This window comes from Halomonas sp. DP8Y7-1, from assembly GCF_019801685.1.
Taxonomy (GTDB): domain Bacteria; phylum Pseudomonadota; class Gammaproteobacteria; order Pseudomonadales; family Halomonadaceae; genus Halomonas; species Halomonas litopenaei_A.
In genome coordinates this window covers 82,570-102,018 of record NZ_JAHVIN010000006.1, presented here as the reverse complement: position 1 = coordinate 102,018, position 19,449 = coordinate 82,570, and the positions used below count along the sequence as shown (strand labels likewise).

The following is a 19,449-nucleotide window of genomic DNA, read 5'->3' as shown; positions in this document are numbered from 1 at the left end:
CGGCGTCGGCCATTTCATCACGTCCCTCCTGTAGGGGCAGGTCTCACACCGGCCAAGGTGTTAATGGTAAAAAAAGGGCCTGATCGATATCAGGCCCTTATTTACTTAACGCTGACTAGCTAGTGACGATCAGTCGACAATCAACTGCCCATCATCCAGCATCTGCTGAAGGACATCTGCACCGGAGCCGCTTCCACCCAGTCCTGCCAGCTCAATCGTCAGGTCGGCATTACTGCCCGAAGCGTCAATGCCACCATCAGACTTCACCTTCAGGACAAGCGTATCTCCTTCGTTAATGGCGACAAGGTAGCTCGAAATGTCCGCTGCCGCACCATCGCTTAGAATGCCACTTAGATCAAGGCTATCGGCCTCGTCACCCGAGCCAAGCACGAAGTCTTCGATACGGTCCACTTCGGGAACATCGGGGACAATGTCACCCTCCTCCCACACGAAACTGTCCTGCCCCAAGCCGCCCACCATCACATCGTCGCCCCGGCCTCCGACAAGGACATCCTCCCCCGCGGCCCCAATCAAGACATCGTCTCCACCTTGCCCATACAGAATGTCGTTACCACCATCCTGCCGACTCAAGTTCATCAGGTCGTCGACATTATCCAGGACATAACGCTTTATCTCATCCTGGTTAAGAGGTTCACCGTTGCCATGATCCGGGGACCATTTCAAGAACTCATAAAGGCCTAGATACCCCATTCCGTCGTGCTCACCGGCCTGGAAGACCTCTCCGGTATCACCGTCTGTCCAAGACAGCTGGTCGGAATTCACCGTGTCGCCAATGACGAGGTCATCACCTGCTCCTGCAAAGACCCGGTCGTTGCCAAGAGGCTCCAGCCCAGAAAAACTGGAACCGGTATCCAATGCTAGATTGAGCCCTTCCTCCGTATTCACGATATCCACTTCACCAACCGTACCGGAGAAAGTATTGCCATCCAGTAGGGTGATCTCGACATCCTCGCCTGAAACGTCGGTACTATCGAAATACTGTATGTAGTCGACAAGGCTGCCTTCGCCAATACCTATCCCGTGGACGGAATCCGCATATTGAAGGAGGTCTTTGTAGGCATCCACAGCCTCCTGCATAGCTGTAAGGGATCCCTCCTGGACCGGGCTGGGAATAACGATTTCGCCGTCATCATCCACCCACGCCACTGGACGCCCGTCAGTCACGAAAATGGCAGTGGATTCATAACTATTCACCAGCGACATATCTTCCAGAAATCCTGTCCCAGCGCGCAGCCCAGCCTCAAAGTTCGTAGTACCCGAGGCTTGCATCCCCATCACATAACTGACTGCATCTTGCAGATCATCGCGATCAAAATCCTCAAATATCATAGGATTACGAACACGACCGTCGAAGTCAATCAACTGCAGATTGACGATACCCTCGAAGTCAGCAAGGGTCTCAAGCTGGCGTACCATGGCAGCCTGCAACAGTTCCAGACGTGTATAGTTACCCGCTCCATCAGGACGCAATGTCTCAACCTCTTCAAGCATACTGTCTGAGGAATCAAGTATGAAAGACAGGTTGTAATTTCCCGCAGGGTTCACAATGACAAAGGAGCCGCCAGTATCGGCAATGACCACATCATCCCCACCACTGGTGGTAATGGTGTTGTTGGCATTGCTGGCCACCACGAATTCACCTGCGCCTGGCACGACCAGCGCCAGCTCACCAGACGTCTGATCTCCATCACCATCAGTGGCCGTTAGCCCCAGATTGAGGTAGGCATCGCCAGGTGCAGCACCACGAACAACCTCGACGTCTCCCAACCGGAAGGGCTCACCGTTGCCCTCCTTGATCGTGACCGACTGCATGCCCTCGAGACGAACCAACACAAAGGTCCAACCATCTTGGATACCTTCAACCCTAAGACCTTCAGCGGTCTCTGTCACACGAACCTCATTGGACACATCAATCCCGCGGCTATCCAAAATCCGTAGATCGTCGGATCCCAGCGCGAGATCATTGGGGGTTCCGCCGCCGGGAGTGAACTCCTCAGCCGTCAGAATCAACGTGGCTCGGGCATTGGCAACCCCATCGACATAGATCGTCTGACTGAACGCGCCGACACGGATAGCGCTGTCCCAAGAGACACCGGAAGAGCCACGTGAGGCACCCTCCACCATGTCAATGCGAACCACATCGCCGTCGTTGATCTGACCGGTTCCCACGACCAGACCACCATCCAGCACAGACACACCGTTGGTGGCGGAGTACACCACCTGAGAGTCCAGATCGGGGTCTCCAAGATCGAGAATAGCCTCAGTGCCCCCCGTGATCGTGTCGACTCCGTCGATAGGCACAGCCAGACGCGTGAAGAATGAGCGCTCCCCATCCTCGGTCTGCAAGAGGTATCTATCGTTGACCTCATCCAGCACCACACGGAAGCCGATAGCGCCACCGCTGGTGATGGCAACCAGTTCTTTCCCATCAGCAGACAGCTGCCAGCCTAAGGCGTCGCCATTGAACAGGATGATGTTACCTTGGATATCGAGAACGGGCGTACCATCGATCCCTTCCTGAAAACCGATAGACTCACCAGAGCCATCTGCTCCATATCCGCCATCCAGGCCCAGTGACCCACGGGTATCTTCACTGATAACGCCGGATTCAGCGACGATAGGCCCTGGAGTATCGTCGTCGATACGCACCTCCAGCTCGCCACTAGCCGTGCTGCCATCCAGATCGGTCACAACATAGCCGACGGACAGAGCAAGATCATCCTCCGTCGAATTGACTGGATGATCGAGCGGCCCTGAGAGGGTCACCTCAAAAGCGCCAGTCGCCAGATCTACCAGGGCGATGCGCAACACTTCGCTGCCAGAAGCGGTTGAGCCCAGGAGTACCAGTTCACCGTCGGCCAGTGAATAGCTAAGAGCTTCTCCTTCTGACGTCCACGCAGGAAGCCCCGAGGTCGACCAACTGAATGCCCCAGTGCTGGCGGCGCCATCATCACCAAAATCGTAGCCCAGGACGCCACTTACCAAGGTGACCCTGCCAGGTACATCACCGTCTCCGCCAGCGATGCCCCCCTCCAGGCCATCCTCATCGAGGACAACTTCTCCCGGCCCGGCTGCAGGGTCGCCTCCATCCGTGGGCGTCGTCGGCGCAGCCGCATCCGCAATATCTGCGCTAATATCGATTTCGGTGACGTCGCCATCGCCGTCAATCACCCGCAATACGACATCAATCCCCTGATCGCTTGAATTGTCCAGGCCTGTGGCGGCCGTGAACGTCCACTGGCCATCACCAGCGATCACCAGTTCGCCTTCGGGCAAGCTGATCGTCGTCGTTTCATCGCTGGCAGGCAGCCGAGTAAATGTCGACAGTGAACCGTTTATCACCACCTCGATGGCACCAAGACCATCCGCTCCAGCATCGATGCTCCAGCTACCTGTGACGGCGCCGCCCTCAGCCATCTGAATCACGTCGTCCACCACGGAGACATCGTCATCCGGGGTGACCGATGCCACTGGTGAGTCATCATCAATACGCAGATCGAGCTCGCCGGTTGCCGTACTACCATCCAGATCCGTGAGCGTGTAGCCCACCGTAAAGACAAGATCATCCTCCACCGAACTCAACGAATGATCCAGCGGGCCTGTCAGCGTGACCTCAAAGGCACCCGTGGCAAGGTCTGTCAATGCAACACTGAGAACCACCTCTCCCGCAGAGGTCTCTGCAACCAATGTCTGTCCGCCGTCGGCAAGGCGGTAGGTCAATGCCTGCCCCCCCGAGGTCAGTGACGGCAAATCCGACAGTGACCAGGTGAAGGCACCGCTGGTGGCCGGGCCATCCTCACCAAAGTCGTAACCGAGGAGCCCTGAAGAATGGGTACTCTCTCCCGCCACATCCTCTGGACCACCGGCGATGCCGCCGGGAAGCCCCTCCTCATCCAGCACCACTTCCGCTGGTGCCGCATCTGGGTCTCCACCGTCCGTAGGTGTCGTCGGTGCCACCGCGTCACCTATGTCAGCACTGATATCGACTTCCACCACATCACCGTCACCATCGATGACCCGCAGAACGACATCAATACGCTGATCCAGCGAGTTATCGAGCCCCTTCGCGGCGGTGAACGACCATCCTCCGTCACCATTGACGGTGAGTTCACCCTGCTCCAAGGTCAATGTCGTGGACTCACCAGGCCCTGGCAGGGTGACCCCGGTGAGCGGTGAGCCGTTGACCATCAGTTCGATAGCGCCGAGACCATCACTACCCGGCTGGATGGACCAGACACCGGTGACAGTGTCGCCTTCTTCAGTCTGAATGACGCCATTATCTACTGTCGTGCCGGCGCCCGGCGTCACCGACGCGACCGGCGTATCGTCGTCAACACGAATATCCAGCTGCCCATCCGCTGTACTGCCATCGATATCGGTCACGGTGTAGTTCACCGTAAAGGCCAGATCATCCTCGGTCGATGTTTCAGGGTGGTCCAGAGGACCAGATAGGGTGACCTCGAAGGCTCCTGTGGCCACATCCGTCAGCGCGACGCGCAAGATTGCATCGCCACTGGGCAATTCCCCGAACAACGTCTGGCCATCATCATCCAGACGGTAGGCCAGGGTTTCGCCGCCAGACATCAGCTCCGGCAGACCGCTCACTGACCAGCTAAAGGCTCCGCTGGTTGCTGGGCCGTCATCACCAAAATCGTACCCGAGCAGGCCGCTGACCAACGTCGCTTCACCCGACACATCGCCATCACCACCAGCGATGCCACCGACCAAGCCATCCTCATCCAGGACCACCTCGGCGGGAGCCGCTTCAGGGTCGCCCCCATCAGTCGGCGTTGTCGGCGTAGCCACATCGCGAATCTGTCCAGCAATGTCGATCATCACCACATCACCATCGCTGTCGGTGACGTTCAATACGACATTGACCTCCTGCGGAGTGGAATTATCCAATCCTGTGGCCGCGGTAAAGGACCAGCTGCCATCCCCCCTGAGCGTCAAGTTACCTTGAGGTAACGTCAATACCTCCTCGTCAGCTGGACCAGGAAGAGCCGTGACCGGCAAGGACGTACCATTCACCACAACATCGACGGCTGCGACGCCATCAGCGCCACCCGCGATAGCCCACTGGCCAGAAATGGTCGCACCTTCATCGATCTCAATCGCCCCGGAAACCTCTGTGCCATCGGACGTCGTGACGGACGCTGTGGGAGTATCGTCATTGACCACTACCTCGAGCATTCCCGTCGCCGTACTGCCATCCAGGTCGGTCAACGTATAGCCGACCGCAAGCGAGAGGCTATCTTCGATCGAGTTCTCAGGATGATCGACAACGGCGGACAGCGTGACCTCGAAGTCTCCCGTCGTCATGTCCGTCAGCGCTATGCGGAGCACCTCATCTCCAGACGCTGTCTCGGCAATAACGGTCAGGCCGTTATCCGCCAGGCGATACGCCACCGCTTCACCCAAGGAGGTGAGCACCGGCAACCCATCAAGAGACCAGGTGAACGCACCATCCCGAGCAGGGCCATCATCGCCAAAGTCATAGCCCAACTGCCCGGAAATCTGGGTGGCTTCTCCAGCAACATCACCATCGCCCCCGGCAATACCGCCTGCCAGTCCATCCTCATCCACTACTACCTGGCCGGGACCATCCGCTGGATCACCACCGTCAGTCGGTGTCGTCGGCCTAGCGGCATCAAGCACTTGCGCAGAGATATCGACTTCCGTCACATCGCCATCGCCATCGGTGACCCGAAGCACAACATCAACCACCTGGTCCACCGCGTTATCGAGCTCTGTGGCCGCCGTGAACGTCCAACTGCCGTCCCCCTTCAACGTCAATTGCCCTTGTGGCAAGGACAGCGTTTCGCTGTCACTACTTTCAGGCAGGCGATCGAACGCCAACGGTGACCCATTGATCACCACCTCAATCCCTGCAAGGCCATCCGCACCCGGCTGAATGCTCCACTGGCCTGAGACGGTCTCGCCCTCATCCGCCTGGATGACCCCATCGACCACGTCCACACCGTCGTCAGCGACCACAGAAACGACAGGCGTGTCATCATCAATGCGGATATCCAGTCCTCCGGTCGCCTGACTGCCATCAAGGTCGGTCAGGGTATAGCCGAGACTTAGCGACAGGTCGTCCTCGACCGAGTTTTCCGGATGATCCAGGGGAGCCGACAGGCTGACTTCAAAGGTCCCCAGTGCCAGGTCCGTCACCGACACTCGAAGTACTTCAGTTCCCGCCTGGGTGGCGGCCACCAATGTCTGTCCATCATCGGCCAGTTGATAGGTCAGCGCCTGCCCCTGGGATACCAACGCCGGCAGCCCTGTCAATGACCACGCAAAGGCCCCGCTGGCAGCAGGGCCATCGTCACCAAAGTCGTAGCCTAGCTTCCCACTCACCAGCGTAGCCGCACCTGGCACGTCACCATCACCGCCCGCTACGCCACCCGCCAGCCCATCCTCGTCCAGCACGACCTCGGCAGGTGCCGCATTCGGGTCGCCACCGTCAGTGGGCGTGGTGGGAGACGCAGCATCATTAATGGCACCGCTGACGTCGATCTCCACCACATCGCCATCGGCGTCAGTCACTCGCAGCACCACATCGACAGTCTGATCAACAGAGTTGTCGAGCCCTTCAGCTGCCGTAAATGACCAGCTGCCGTCCCCTTTCAGCGTCAACTCACCCTGGGGCAACGACAGCGAAACCTCATCACTGGTAGCGGGTAAACGGTCAAAGGATAGCGGCGAACCATTGATCAGTACGTCGATGCTACCGAGCCCATCGGCACCCGGCTGAATGCTCCATTGACCGGTGACCGTTTCACCCTCGTCCGCCTGAATCACACCGTCTATCACCGTGGTACCCGTATCAGGCGCCACCGTTGCCACCGGCATATCATCGTCAATACGAATGTCCAGGCCGCCGGTCGCCTGACTGCCATCCACATCGGTCAGGGTATAGGCGAGGCTCAGCGATACATCATCTTCGACCGAATTTTCAGGGTGATCGACCGGGGCTGACAGGCGTACCTCAAAGGCGCCCGCCGCCAAGTCTGTCAGCGTGACGCGTAGCACCTCGTCCCCAGCCTGGGTGGCGGCCACCAGCGTCTGGCCGTCGTTGGACACGGCAAAGGCGACGGCTTGCCCCATGGACGTCAACGCCGGCAAGCCGCTCGGCGACCAGGCAAAAGCGCCGGATGAGGCGGGGCCATCATCACCAAAGTCGTAGCCGAGCTGGCCTGTCACCGAGGTGGTCTCCCCCGCTACGTCACCGGCTCCCCCGGCGATACCTCCCGTCAGGCCGTCTTCATCCAACACCACTTCAGCGGGTGCAGCGTCAGGATCACCACCATCCGTTGGCGTCGTTGGGCGTGCGGCATCGCGCACAGCAGCGCTGATATCTACCTCGACGACGTCACCGTCGCCATCGGTCACGCGTAGCACCACGTCAACCACCTGATCTACCGAGTTATCGAGCCCCTCGGCCGCAGTAAACGCCCAGCTGCCATCACCTCGCAGGGTCAACTCGCCCTGCGGCAGGGTCAGGCTCGCCTGCTCACTGACGTCGGGAATACGGTCAAACAGCAACGGCGTGCCATTGACCAACACCTCGATACTGGCAAGACCATCGGCACCAGGCTGGATACTCCAGATGCCCGAGACCTCCTCACCCTCTATTACCTGCACCACGCCGTTCACAACCGTTGTGCCAGTTTCGGGTGCGACCGTCGCGACCGGTGTGTCGTCGTCGATACGGATATCCAGGCCACCCGTTGCCTGACTGCCATCGATGTCGGTCAAGGTGTAGCCGAGGCGCATGGACAGATCGTCTTCCGCAGAGTTTTGCGGATGATCCAGGGGGCCGGAGAGGAGCACCTCAAAGGCCCCGCTTGTCAGGTCCGTCAACGCCACACGCAGTACCTCAACTCCTGCATCGGTGGCAGCCACAAGCAATTGGCCGTCATCGGCCAGGCGATACACCAACTCCTGGCCCATCGACGTCAATGCAGGCAGCCCGCTCAACGACCAAGCGAAAGCGCCGGTGGCAGCGGGGCCGTCATCACCAAAGTCATAACCCAGTTGCCCACTGACCCGAATGGGCTCGCCAGCGACATCTCCCACGCCGCCAGCATTGCCACCCGCAAGACCATCTTCATCAAGCACCACTTCACCAGGCCCAGCGCCAGGATCGCCACCGTCAGTCGGCGTGGTCGGTGTCGACGCGTCGAGAATCGACGCGCTGATATCGACTTCGCTGACGTCGCCATCACCATCGGTGACCCGCAGCACCACATTGACGGCCTGCTCCTGGGAGTTGTCGAGCCCCGTGGCAGCGGTAAAGGACCAGCTGCCATCGCCTCGCAGGGTGAGATCACCTTGGGGCAGCGCTACCGTCACTTCATCGCTGGTATTCGGCAGGCTGATAAACGTCAGCGGCGTATCATTGACCATCACCTCGATCACACCAACGCCGTCGGCGCCCGGCTCAATCGACCATGAACCGGTGACGGTCTCGCCTTCACTGGCAAGCACCTGACCATCCACCACCGTCGCGCCTTCATCAACCGTGACATTCACGACAGGTGAATCATCGTCCAGACGCAGATCCAGCTGTCCGTCTGCGGTGCTGCCATCGATGTCAGTAACGGTATACCCCTCCGCCAGGACGATATCGTCCTCTGTGTCGCCGAGCGGATGGTCCAGTGGTCCCGACAGGACCACCTCAAAAGTACCGCTCGCCACATCTGTCACCGCAACGCGCAGCACTTCTTCGCCATTCGGCGTCTCCGCCAGCAGCACTTGGCCGTCACTATCCAGCCGATAGATCAATGGCTCGCCTTGTGACGTCAGCTGGGGCAACCCCTCCAGTGACCATGTGAAGCCACCACCGGCGGCGGGCCCATCCTCGCCGAAGTCGTATCCCAGCTGTCCACTGACACTGACGACTTCCCCGGCGACGTCCCCAGGACCACCGATCACGCCACCAGGCAGACCTTCTTCATCAAGCACCACTTCTCCAGGGGCCGATGCAGGATCCCCGCCATCGCCAGGCGTGGTCGGCACCGCGGCGTCCTGAATCACGATACGGTGGTCTGCCGCGGCCTGATCACCATCGCCATCCGTTGCCACGATCGAGAACTCTACGGCGCGCTCAAGCGTCTGATCACGCCCCCCTGTGGCCGTAAACGTCCAGGTGCCGTCGGCATTAACGACAAGCACGCCATCCGGCAGCGAGATCTCGTCACCCAGCGCAAAGGTACCAGCGACCCCCGCTACCACCACCTGTGTCGATACGATGGCATCGGCGCCTTCTACCTCTTGCCAGACCCCTGACACCTCGTCACTTTCCGATACGATGGAGGGGCCTGTCACGCTAACGTCAGGCACATCATCCAGGATCAGCACGTCCAGGCTTGCTGCGGTGGTATCTCCATCCGCATCCGTGACCGTGACCACAAAGCTCTCGATCAGGCCAGCATCGGTCGCCCCTGGGGCGGTATCGTTGTCCACCGCTGTCAACAGCTCGTAGTGATAGAAGACGGTTCCGCCTGTTGCATCACCCGCAAATCCGTCCAACCAGAGAGCGCCATGGGGAGTCTCGATGGTCTGAGGCCCAGACGATAGGGCCAGCAAGTCCGCTAGCGTCAGGGTCACATCGGCGACCACAAGCGTACCCAACCCATCCACACTGCTGAAGGTGAAGCTACTGGCCTGCTGGGCAGTACCACTGGACGAATCGCTGCCGCCCGTCAAACCTGACTCACGCACCAGCAACTCGGCACTATCGATGCCAGGCGGCAAGCCGTCGGTGTCTTCAAGCCCACCGCCAAGCCCGCTTCCGTCGGGCCCTCCATCCAGACCACCCAACGCCACCCCATTGTCAGGAATTTCATCCGTATCGCCGTCAACGATATCACCGACAAACAAAGGGAATTCCTGATTATCACCACTGTTGAGGCCGTAGTCGTATGCCAGGGGGGATACCTGCTCGAGGACACGTAGCAAACGGACGAAGGAATGCCCGTTGTTCGTTCCCGCTCCGCCGCCCAGCCCTGCGGCAGGATCTTCAAGGACATCGAAGGGATCCTCGCCAGCATCGAGTGCCGTCAGCAAGGCCTCAAGCTGGCTGTCACCGAGGACGCTTTCCTGGGCAAGGTCGGCGGATACCTGCGAGCGGAGGATTTCATCAAACTCGACAACCAGGTCCTCTCCTGCCACATTCTGCGGAAATTCCAGCGACTGACCTGCAGCCAGGTCCAGCGACCCCTGGCCATCTGGGCTCGTCACTGTCGCATGCCCATTTTCCCCGGCCATGAGCCGTTGTCCCGGCAACAGGATGTCCCCCGACCGTGCGAGTGTACGCTCCCCGGTCACATCGATAATCCAGACCGTACCTTCAACAGAAGTGATATTCATGGTTTCTACCCTGCGTCTTGCTGTTGATTAGTCATTCAAGGAGCAAACTAGGGCGCGCGGCTTTGTGACGGTAGTGTCTAGATGGTCAGTGGCAGGCAAATACGACACCAGAAAGCTCTTCAAGCACAATTGGTAGTCCATTAGCCACATAACGAAGGCGAAATAAGATAGCTGTAAGATAGCTAATAACGCATCGCTCAATAGCGAACAGCGACGCTCATTAAAGCGTGTAAAACACTTGTATTAATGGCTGCGGGATTGTCAAACTTAGTGGTGACTGGAACCGCTTTTACGGAAGGCGTTGCTGCAGCAATATTTACACTATCGCAAAGAAAAGCCCGAACACCTCGCGGTCTTCGGGCCTCATGGAAATCTCACAGGCGTGAGTTCAACGGTCTCGGGACATCCTCAAAATCAACTGCATGCGGTCCTTGACCCCAAGCTTACGGAAAACGGCACCAAGATGGGCCTTTACCGTCCGCTCGGTGATGCCGAGCTCTCTAGCCACCAACTTATTGCTCTGACCTTCAGCCACCGCCAGGGCCACATCCTTCTCGCGTTCAGTAAGCCCTTCCAGCACATCTTGATGAACCGCTGGAGCCCCGCCCATCGCTTTGAACACCCCTCCGACCAGGCTATCCATCAGTTCAGGCCATAACCAAATTCCACGGTGACGGACCACGATATCAACCTGCCGCAGCACTTCTGGTGTGGACAGCGCGTGCACATAGCCCCTGGCACCGGCGTTGAAGGCCTGATAGGCCTCTGCGGAGTAAGGATTGAACGACAGTACCGCCACCAACACTCCCTTGGCCGTCAGGCGAGAGCAAAGTCCCGTCCAGTCACCGGCCTCGACAACGATCCAGGCGACATCTCCCTTGGTCGCATAATCCAATACACTATGGGGCGCCACGACCTCCAGATCACTGAAGGTATCGCTCCAACGCGGCACCTCACTACTTCCTTGATAGACCAAGTATCGCGTCATCACCGCTCTCCCATCGCGTTACCCCACGCCCGCAGCACCGGCTTCAGCAAGAACTGCATGACGGTGCGCTTACCCGTCAAGATATCCACCTGAGCGGTCATGCCCGGGATAACCTCCACCTCACTCGCCGCCTCTTCATCCTGAGTGCGAACACGAACTCGATAGTAGGTATTGCCTTCCTCGTCCGTCGTGGTGTCGGCGCTAATGTGCTCAAGTTCTGCGTCCAACCCCCCGTATATCGAGAAGTCATAGGCTGTCAGCTTGATGGTCGCCGGCAGTCCTGGCCGCAGGAAGGCAATATCCTGAGGCGCAATCTTGGCTTCGACCACCAACGCATCATCGGTCGGCACGATGTCCACCACTTCCTGGCCAGGCTGGGCGACCCCGCCGATGGTGTTGATCGCAAGACGCTGCACGACACCGTCCACCGGTGAACGAATCTCGGACAGGCGGACACGGTCCTGCAGGCCCTCACTGGATTCATTCAGCGCAGAAAGCTCGCCCAAGGTCGCCGAGAGCTCCTGGCGCCATTCCGTCCGCGCCTTGGCATCCACTTCCCGCAGCTCGCCCTGCGCCTCCACGATGGCGGCCTCGAGTCGAGACACCTGTGCCGCAGCCTGATTGCGTTCACCGCTCGCGCGGGAGACTTCGCGCTGCAATCTCAGCACCTCTACCTCGGATACCGCGCCACTCGACAGCAGTGGACGGGTCATATTGAGCTCCTGGCTGGCCAGGTTGAGCTCCCGACTAGCGGCGTTGCGGCGTGCCGCCGCCTCATTCAGTTCTGCCCTGCGCTGCTCCAAGCGCTGCTGCAGAATCTGTTTCTGCTCGTCCAAGGTCTCAAGGCTACTCTGATACAGCTCTCGCTCCCTCGACACGATGTTAGGCGCCTGCTCGATCAACTCCTCGGAGGGATCAAAAGAGGACCCCGTCGCCAGCGCACGCAAACGTTCCGCCTTGGCCTGCAGCGTTTCCGCCTTGGCACGGTTCTCATTGAAATTGGAGAGGAATCGGGTGGGGTCGATGCGCATCAACAGATCACCGGCCTCCACGAAGTCACCCTCGGCCACTTGAATTTCCTGAACCACGCCGCCGTCGAAGCTCTGCACTCGCTGCAACTGACTGGAGGGTATGACCCTGCCGCTACCCCGAGTCACCTCGTCGATGGGAGCAAAACACGCCCATACCACCACGCAGATGATCGCCACCACGACCATATACAGCATTAGCCGCGCCCGCAGCGGGTCCTGCTGCATGCGCGCCCAATCAGCGTCGCTGGCCCAATCGCGATTCAAGTGCGAGGCACTGACCCGACGGGCGAACAGGCGATCAATAAAGGGGCGAAAGACTTTTCCTCCCGAACGGGACACCCGACCGACGCCTTCGAATCCTTTCTGCTCAGCGCTCTTGGCAGACATCAGCTGGCCCTCCCGATCTGGCCCTTGCGCAACGCATCCATGACGCTGTCACGCTCTCCATCCGCCACGACCTTACCGGAATCAATAACCACGATTCGATCCACCAGCGACAGCAGCGAGGTACGATGCGTCACGACCATCAGGGTCTTGCCACTTGCGAACTCCTTGAGGTTGCGCTTGAACGCCTCCTCGCTGGCATGGTCCATGGCACTCGTCGGTTCATCAAGCAGGAGAATCGAGGGGTCGTGCACGATAGCCCGTGCAATCGCCACGGCCTGCTTTTGCCCCCCCGAGAGCATCTGGCCACCTTCTCCGACCTGCAGCTCCACCCCTTGGGGGTGCGTGCTGACCAGGCTGTCCAGGCCACTGATCCGAATCGCCTTGAGCAGCAGGTCGTCGTCGACGCCCTCGCTACCGGCGCCGGCAACGATATTTTCCTTCAATGAACCAAAGAACAGACGCACGTCCTGCGGGACATAGCCGATATGCCGCCTGAGCTGAAGAGGATCCAGCTGGCGAATATCAACGTCATCGATCAGCACCGACCCCGCCGTTGGTTGGTACAACCCCAGCAACAGCTTCTGCAGCGTGGTCTTGCCACAGCCTACGCGCCCCAGCAACGCGACTTTCTGGCCCGGAGCGATAGACAGACTGATGTCGCGCAGACTGTCATTCTCGGCCTGGGGATAGCGAAACGTCACCTTGTCGAACTTCACCAGCCCCTTGACGGCAGGCCGATCGATATAACTCTTGTCCTCACGCTCGACCGGCATCTCCATCACACGATCCAGCGATTCGAGCGCCGTGGCAGACTGGTGGTACTGAGCCAGCAGCGCTGCTGCCTGACTGACCGGAGCCAGAGCCCGCGACGACAGCATGTAGGCAGCGATGAGGCCGCCCTGGGACAGATCGCCCTCGATGATCAGATACACGCCGATCAAGATGACGCAGATGCCGACCGTGTTCTGCGTCCACTGGGCAATACTGGTTACCGATGTTCCCAGAAATTTCAGCTGTGCGCCTGTGCGAGACAGAAACGCACTGGCCTGCTCCCACTGCCCCTGAATCCGGCTTTCGCCACGCAGCGACTTGACGGTCTCCAGCTGGGACACCGACTCAACCAGGGTCGCATTGCGCTGAGCGCCGACCTTGAGCGTGGTGTCAGAAAGGTCATGTAACTTGCCCTGAGCACCAAGGGCGTACAGCAAAATAAAGATCACCCCGGCAACAATGGGGATGACCAGCGCCGGACCGATAAGACCGATGATCGCAATAAACATGATCACAAACGGCAGATCGACCATGGCAATGACAGTGGCAGACCCGATAAAGCTGCGCACGGACTCGAAGGACTGCAACATGGCCACGAAGGAGCCTGTGGAAGCCGGCTTCGCCTCCATGCGCATACCCATCACCCGTGCCATGATGCGGGACGATAGCTTGACATCGGCCCTGCTCGCCGCCAGGTCGACAAAGCTCGATCGCATCAAGCGTAGCGTCAGATCAAACGCCAGCACGATCAGCACCCCAACCGACAGCACCCACAGCGTTTCGGTGGCATGGTTTGGCACCACACGGTCATAAACGTTGAGCACAAACAGCGGCATCGCCAGCGCAAAGATGTTAATGGCGATGGAACCCAGGATGACATCCCTGTAGAGGCGACGATTCTCCTTGATGACGCCCCAGAACCAGTGCCCCGAACGCTTTTCGTTGACGTCCTTGGTGCGAGCGTCAAAGCGAAATCTGGGGCGAACATAGATGGCCGTCCCGCTATAGCGCTCGTGCAGCTCATCCAGGCCAATCTCGACGGCGGACTGACCCAGCTCGGGGTACACGACCGTTGCCGTGCGCGCTTTCACATTCATATCAACCAGAGCGCAAGCACGCCCCGGCTCAAGCAACAAGACCACCGGAAATAGTGCCGGATTCAATTGCACAAGGCGGCTCTTGATAATTCTCGCCGTCAGGCCGGCACGCTCTGCGGCCCTGGGAAAGATCCCTGGCGTCAGGGCCCCGTCTTCCAGGGGCAGACCAGCGGTCAACGAATCTGCGTTGACGTCGTGGTCATGGTAATGAGCTACCGCCAGCAGCACTTCCAGAAGTTCATCCTTGACGGGGGAACCACTCCCTTCCTGCGTTTCCGGTTCAGACGGTGCAGCATCCGCTGCGACTCGAGAATCGTCCACATGTACCTCTTCTGTAGGCCGATAGCATTGCCGATAACTGAAACGTAGCGTGCCTGCCGTCGAGCAGGCACGCAACGCACATCATCCCTGTGCCGAGCACCAACAACGAATCAGCACCCAACGGCGTTCTACATCCAAGCGGTGAACACGACAATGACACCCGCGCGCTCACCGCAACCCGTATCAGCCCTCTACGCTACCTGCACGATGGCCTTTCGCCCAGGCAAGAGACACCATATCGTTGCCCGCTGCAGAATGAATGGAACCCAGGTCCAGGTTCTCGCCGCTGCGCTCAAGGGTGATTTCCACACGTCGATTTTGACGCCGCCCCTCAACCGTATCGTTTGACTGTACCGGGCGGTGAGAGCCGAAACCCTGCGTCTGGATCAGTGAAGGGTTCACCCCTTCGCTGATCAGGTAGTCGCCCACGGCAGCGGCACGATTACGCGACAGCGGATCATTGATTCCGTCATTGCCGGTACTGTCAGCATGCCCGGCAACAAAGATGCGCACCAGATCGTTGCGCTCGCGTAGCTGCGCAGCCAGCTGTCCCAGCTCGCGGCGGGCTCGCTCGCTGAGCACGTAGCTGTTGACTTCGAACAGCGCATCGGCAGACATCACGACATCTGGCGCACGGGTCGTACCGGTCAGCTCATCGATGGTGTAGGCACGCGGTCCCACCGCGGGGCACACGATATCGGGAGTCACCGCAACGCCGTTGCTGTCCAGGTCGGCCAGGGTAGGTAGTCCATCCTTCCGAACCTCAAGTACTTCGAGCAGCTCACCGGTGGCTCGCAGCGTACGCGCATCCGCCAGCGCCACATCGAACTGGGCGTTCACGTAAGCACGACTTGCCTCGAAATATTCGTTTTCGATATCCAGCAGGTCGAGCAGCGAGCGCTGACCAATGTCGAACTGTTGCTTGTAGGCGCCACGCACGCGATCAGTGGTCTGACGGTGCTCGTTCAGGTAAGCCAGCTGGTCACGCAGACGGCGGGTGTCGTTGAACGCAATCGTTGTCGTCTGGCGAATGTCCACACAGGCCTTGTCACGCAGGTTGATAGCCTGTTCAACGCGGTCGCTGGCGGCACGGAACGATGCCAGATCACTGCCACCACGATAGAGGTTGATGCTACCTACCAGCTCGATGCTGTGACGGTCTTCATGTTCATTGTCCGAGATGAAGTCGCCGTCCGTATCGCTACCTTTATAGGTGCCAGTACGGCCCACCAGGTCCAACCGAGGATGGAACGGTGCCTTGGTGCCTTCACGCTCAGCCCTGGAAGCCTCAATGTTCTCGATGGCCGCGTGAAAATCGGGGTTGCCGTCATAGGCCAGCTGCAGCGCCTGGGCGACATCAGCCGGGAGCAGCTCGGCAAAGGTGGGCGCCGGGGCCAGAGACTCCGGAGGAAGCTCGCCCACCAGCCGCTGGAAGCGCGCAGATACGTCGTGCAGGTTCGACGCCTCGGTGATCAAGTTGGACTCGGCAAGCGCCAAACGACCGCTGATCTGCTCCAGGTCAACGCGGCGACCGGCACCGGATAGCGCCCTCGCTTCAATCTGCTGGTACACTTCCAGGTGCTTCTGGTAGTTATCCTGGGCCAGTCCGACCAGACGGCGGTAGCGCTGCACGTCAAGATAGGCATTAGTTGCGTCAAGTGCGGCGTCCTGACTCGCGCCCAGCAGTTCGTAGTAACGCACCAGCTCAGCACGGCTGAGGCGTTCCACCTCACTGGCCGTGGCGAAGCCGTCATAAATCATCTGATTCAGCGTCATCTCGACGTAATCAGTGTCGTAGCTCCCCTGCTGGTCGTTCTGCCGGTCTTCAAGGCCAACGCCAGCATTGACGTCGATCTGAGGCAGATAGCCACCGAAGGCGACTCGCTCGTCGTGTCCCGCGGCCTGGAAGCCATTCCATGCTGCCAGTACCTCAGGATTGGTATTGATCGTTTGCTCCACCACATCGCGCAACGTCGCAGCGCCCGGTGAAGACGTACCTGCTGGCAATGACTGTGCATCCTGCGCCAGTACAACAGGCGCCACCATCATCGCTGACGTGGTCAGCGCAATGGCTCGCACCAAAGGCCGCAACAGAGCGGAGCGAGCTTCTCGGCTGTAACTGTTCATCTGTGTTCCCTTAATTATCAATGGCCGCAGCCAGTACAAGTGAATCTAGTACCAACGAACTAGCTCAACAACCCAATTCACCGTTGAACCCGTCATGCTGCCTCGGCGCTACCAGATTCATTATCCCCGGTATGGGTGGCCAGCTTTTTTTCCTTAGACGCCAAGCGTCCAGCAACCCTTGTTGGCGCTCGCCCCACCCCATCACCCGCTACAATACTCGCACAAACGATCACATTCTGTAACACCGAAAGTCGCAAACACTCATCCCAAGGGCGATTGAATGCTTGACAAAGACAAATGAGATGCACCTAAACGTCGCCAATCCCGCTCCCTGACGCAAACATGCTATCGTAGAAGCCTGCATCACGTACCCATTTCAGGAGTCTCCGATGGCCTCATCCGAAATCCAAAAAACCCGCGTCATCAATGAATTGACGGGGTTCATCAAGAAACTGCTGCAGGACCCCAAGATCCTGGAAACCTCCCTGGAGATCGCACGGCGTCATCTGGAAAAAGGCAGTGACAGCGGCGTCATGGCAGACATCGCCAACGAAATCTCTGATACCACCAGCATTCACATTCCTGACAGCGCTGACGAGCACTCCGAGGCCGATCGCTTGTTCCTCGAACTCCTCAAAGAGGTAGTGCAAGAAGAAAAAGCGCTGTATTGACAGACACATTACGGCATAGCAGTCACCATCGCTGACCTCCCCCTCTGGTGGTCAGCGTTTTTTTCCACTATCCACGCAAATATTGATCCAGATCACTATTACCATTCTTACACTCACGTACCGAACTTCACACCATGGAATTTCGTCTTACGCTCTCCGCTGACGTTTCTACCAAGTCAGCCTCTGTCAGACGCCATATGGGGCGCTGCCTGGCCACCAACGTCCGCAACGCGCTGCGGCGAGAGCTGCCAACGTCAAAGGTGGTCACTGCACATGACCATCTAGTCGTACGACTCCCGTCCCATGTGGATGACGCCCAGCACACATGGGCACTCGACACTTTGGCTAACACACCCGGCATTCAGAAGATTGCCCACATTCAGCGGCGTGAGCTGGGGGACTGGCAAGTGACCCTGGCCAGGCTCGCCCTGGAGAAGGCCGAGCAGGTAGAGGGACGAGCCTTCAGAATCAAGGTCAGGCGCAAGGGAAGCCACGCCTTCAACTCCGTCGATGCCGAGCGTTTCCTGGGCGCCGAGCTGCTGCGCCACACCCGCCACGCCAAAGTCAATCTCACGCATCCCGACCTCACCATTTCACTGAGGCTCGACGGCGCTGAATTGATTGACGAAGTGGCTACTACGGCGGGCATCGGCGGTTTCCCTCTGGGCACCCAGGATCAGGCACTGATGCTGATGTCCGGTGGCTTCGACTCGCCCGTCGCCGCCTACCGGATGCTCAGGCGCGGGATAAAGTGCCACTTCATTCTGTTTCGCTTCGGCGGAGAGGCACAGGAACAGGCCGTCAGACAGCTGACCCATGACCTCTGGCGACGCTTCAGCGCGTCACACAAGGTCAGCTTCACCAGCGTGCCCTTTGAAAAAGTCGTCGACCAGCTCACCCAGGAGGTGCCCGACGGCCTGGTGTCCCTGGTACTGAAACGCCACATGGTGGCTGCCGCTGCTCGGGTGGCCCAGCGCGCCCGGATTCCCGCGCTGGTCACGGGCGAGGTGATCGCCCAGGTGTCCAGTCAAACCTTGAGCAACCTGGGGCTGATTGACAACGCCAGCCACTTGCCCGTGCTGCGCCCCCTGCTGACAGAAGACAAACAGTCCATCATCGACGAAGCCAGGCGTATTGGCACCGCACAAGCGTCAAGCCAGATGCCGGAGTACTGTGGGGGTATGTCAGCTCGACCACTGGTGAAGACGTCCCTGGCAGCGCTGGAAGAAGCCGAAGCCAGGCTGCCAGCTGACCTGCTTGACGACGCCCTGAGCCGGATGCGCCAGTTTTCCGCAGATGACCCTGGTAAGGCTGAGCTAACGCCATGCCAGCCCCTCGATGAACTCACCATCGCAGAGCTCACCGCCGCAGCTGACGCCACTATCCGCGTCCTCGACGTGCGCTCGCCGGATGAAGCAGCTCGACGGCCACTGACCATTGCGGGCCACGAGGTCGAGCACGTTCCTTTTTACGAATTGGCGACCCGAGCGGCTGAGCTGTCCCGAGACTCCCGCTATCTGCTGTACTGCGACCAGGGCATCATGAGCCGCCTGCAGGCGCTATCCCTCAAGGATCAAGGTCTGCCGCGAGTAGGCGTGCTGCTGGCTCGAAGCAAGCACGACGCGGCATAAACTGGCGCGCTTACGACATCCCAT

7 protein-coding genes are annotated in these 19,449 nt (G+C 59.2%); 2 read left to right on the top strand and 5 right to left on the bottom strand.

Translation table 11 applies throughout. The annotated features are described in order from the left end of the window. Positions 1-129: 129 nt before the first annotated feature. The 5 genes from KUV41_RS09655 to KUV41_RS09635 all read right to left on the bottom strand — a co-directional run bounded on the left by KUV41_RS09655 (position 130) and on the right by KUV41_RS09635 (position 17,123). Positions 130-10,401, bottom strand: a complete 10,272-nt coding sequence (locus KUV41_RS09655; RefSeq protein WP_222485853.1) for a retention module-containing protein — start codon at positions 10,399-10,401, stop codon at positions 130-132. A 388-nt stretch (positions 10,402-10,789) separates the two neighbouring features. After that, positions 10,790-11,389 (bottom strand): response regulator transcription factor, encoded by a 600-nt coding sequence (locus tag KUV41_RS09650; RefSeq protein WP_222163758.1) that lies wholly within the window; start codon positions 11,387-11,389, stop codon positions 10,790-10,792. Further along, positions 11,389-12,807 carry an HlyD family type I secretion periplasmic adaptor subunit gene (locus KUV41_RS09645; protein ID WP_222163757.1) on the bottom strand — a complete coding sequence of 473 codons (1,419 nt, stop codon included), beginning with the start codon at positions 12,805-12,807 and terminating at the stop codon, positions 11,389-11,391. Before KUV41_RS09645 ends, KUV41_RS09650 begins: the two co-directional genes overlap by 1 nt. Next, positions 12,807-14,996, bottom strand: coding sequence for a type I secretion system permease/ATPase (locus KUV41_RS09640; protein WP_222163756.1), 2,190 nt, complete (start codon positions 14,994-14,996; stop codon positions 12,807-12,809). Before KUV41_RS09640 ends, KUV41_RS09645 begins: the two co-directional genes overlap by 1 nt. 183 nt (positions 14,997-15,179) lie before the next feature. Continuing rightward, positions 15,180-17,123 carry a TolC family outer membrane protein gene (locus tag KUV41_RS09635; RefSeq protein ID WP_261395994.1) on the bottom strand — a complete coding sequence of 648 codons (1,944 nt, stop codon included), beginning with the start codon at positions 17,121-17,123 and terminating at the stop codon, positions 15,180-15,182. A gap of 389 nt (positions 17,124-17,512) precedes the next feature. Between KUV41_RS09635 and KUV41_RS09630 the strand changes: the two genes are divergently transcribed. Then, positions 17,513-17,794: a hypothetical protein gene (locus KUV41_RS09630; protein ID WP_206939306.1), complete on the top strand. Its 282-nt coding sequence runs from the start codon at positions 17,513-17,515 to the stop codon at positions 17,792-17,794. Positions 17,795-17,928: 134 nt separating this feature from the next. After that, positions 17,929-19,425, top strand: coding sequence for a tRNA uracil 4-sulfurtransferase ThiI (gene thiI, locus KUV41_RS09625; RefSeq protein WP_222485851.1), 1,497 nt, complete (start codon positions 17,929-17,931; stop codon positions 19,423-19,425). Positions 19,426-19,449: the final 24 nt, after the last annotated feature.

What these genes read in the sequence shown, in the direction of transcription:
- KUV41_RS09650 (WP_222163758.1), bottom strand. Translation starts at nt 11,389, where the DNA reads ATGACGCGATACTTGGTCTATCAAGGAAGTAGTGAGGTGCCGCGTTGG.
- KUV41_RS09635 (WP_261395994.1), bottom strand. Translation starts at nt 17,123, where the DNA reads ATGAACAGTTACAGCCGAGAAGCTCGCTCCGCTCTGTTGCGGCCTTTG.
- KUV41_RS09645 (WP_222163757.1), bottom strand. Translation starts at nt 12,807, where the DNA reads ATGTCTGCCAAGAGCGCTGAGCAGAAAGGATTCGAAGGCGTCGGTCGG.
- KUV41_RS09630 (WP_206939306.1), top strand. Translation starts at nt 17,513, where the DNA reads ATGGCCTCATCCGAAATCCAAAAAACCCGCGTCATCAATGAATTGACG.
- KUV41_RS09655 (WP_222485853.1), bottom strand. Translation starts at nt 10,401, where the DNA reads ATGAATATCACTTCTGTTGAAGGTACGGTCTGGATTATCGATGTGACC.
- thiI (WP_222485851.1), top strand. Translation starts at nt 17,929, where the DNA reads ATGGAATTTCGTCTTACGCTCTCCGCTGACGTTTCTACCAAGTCAGCC.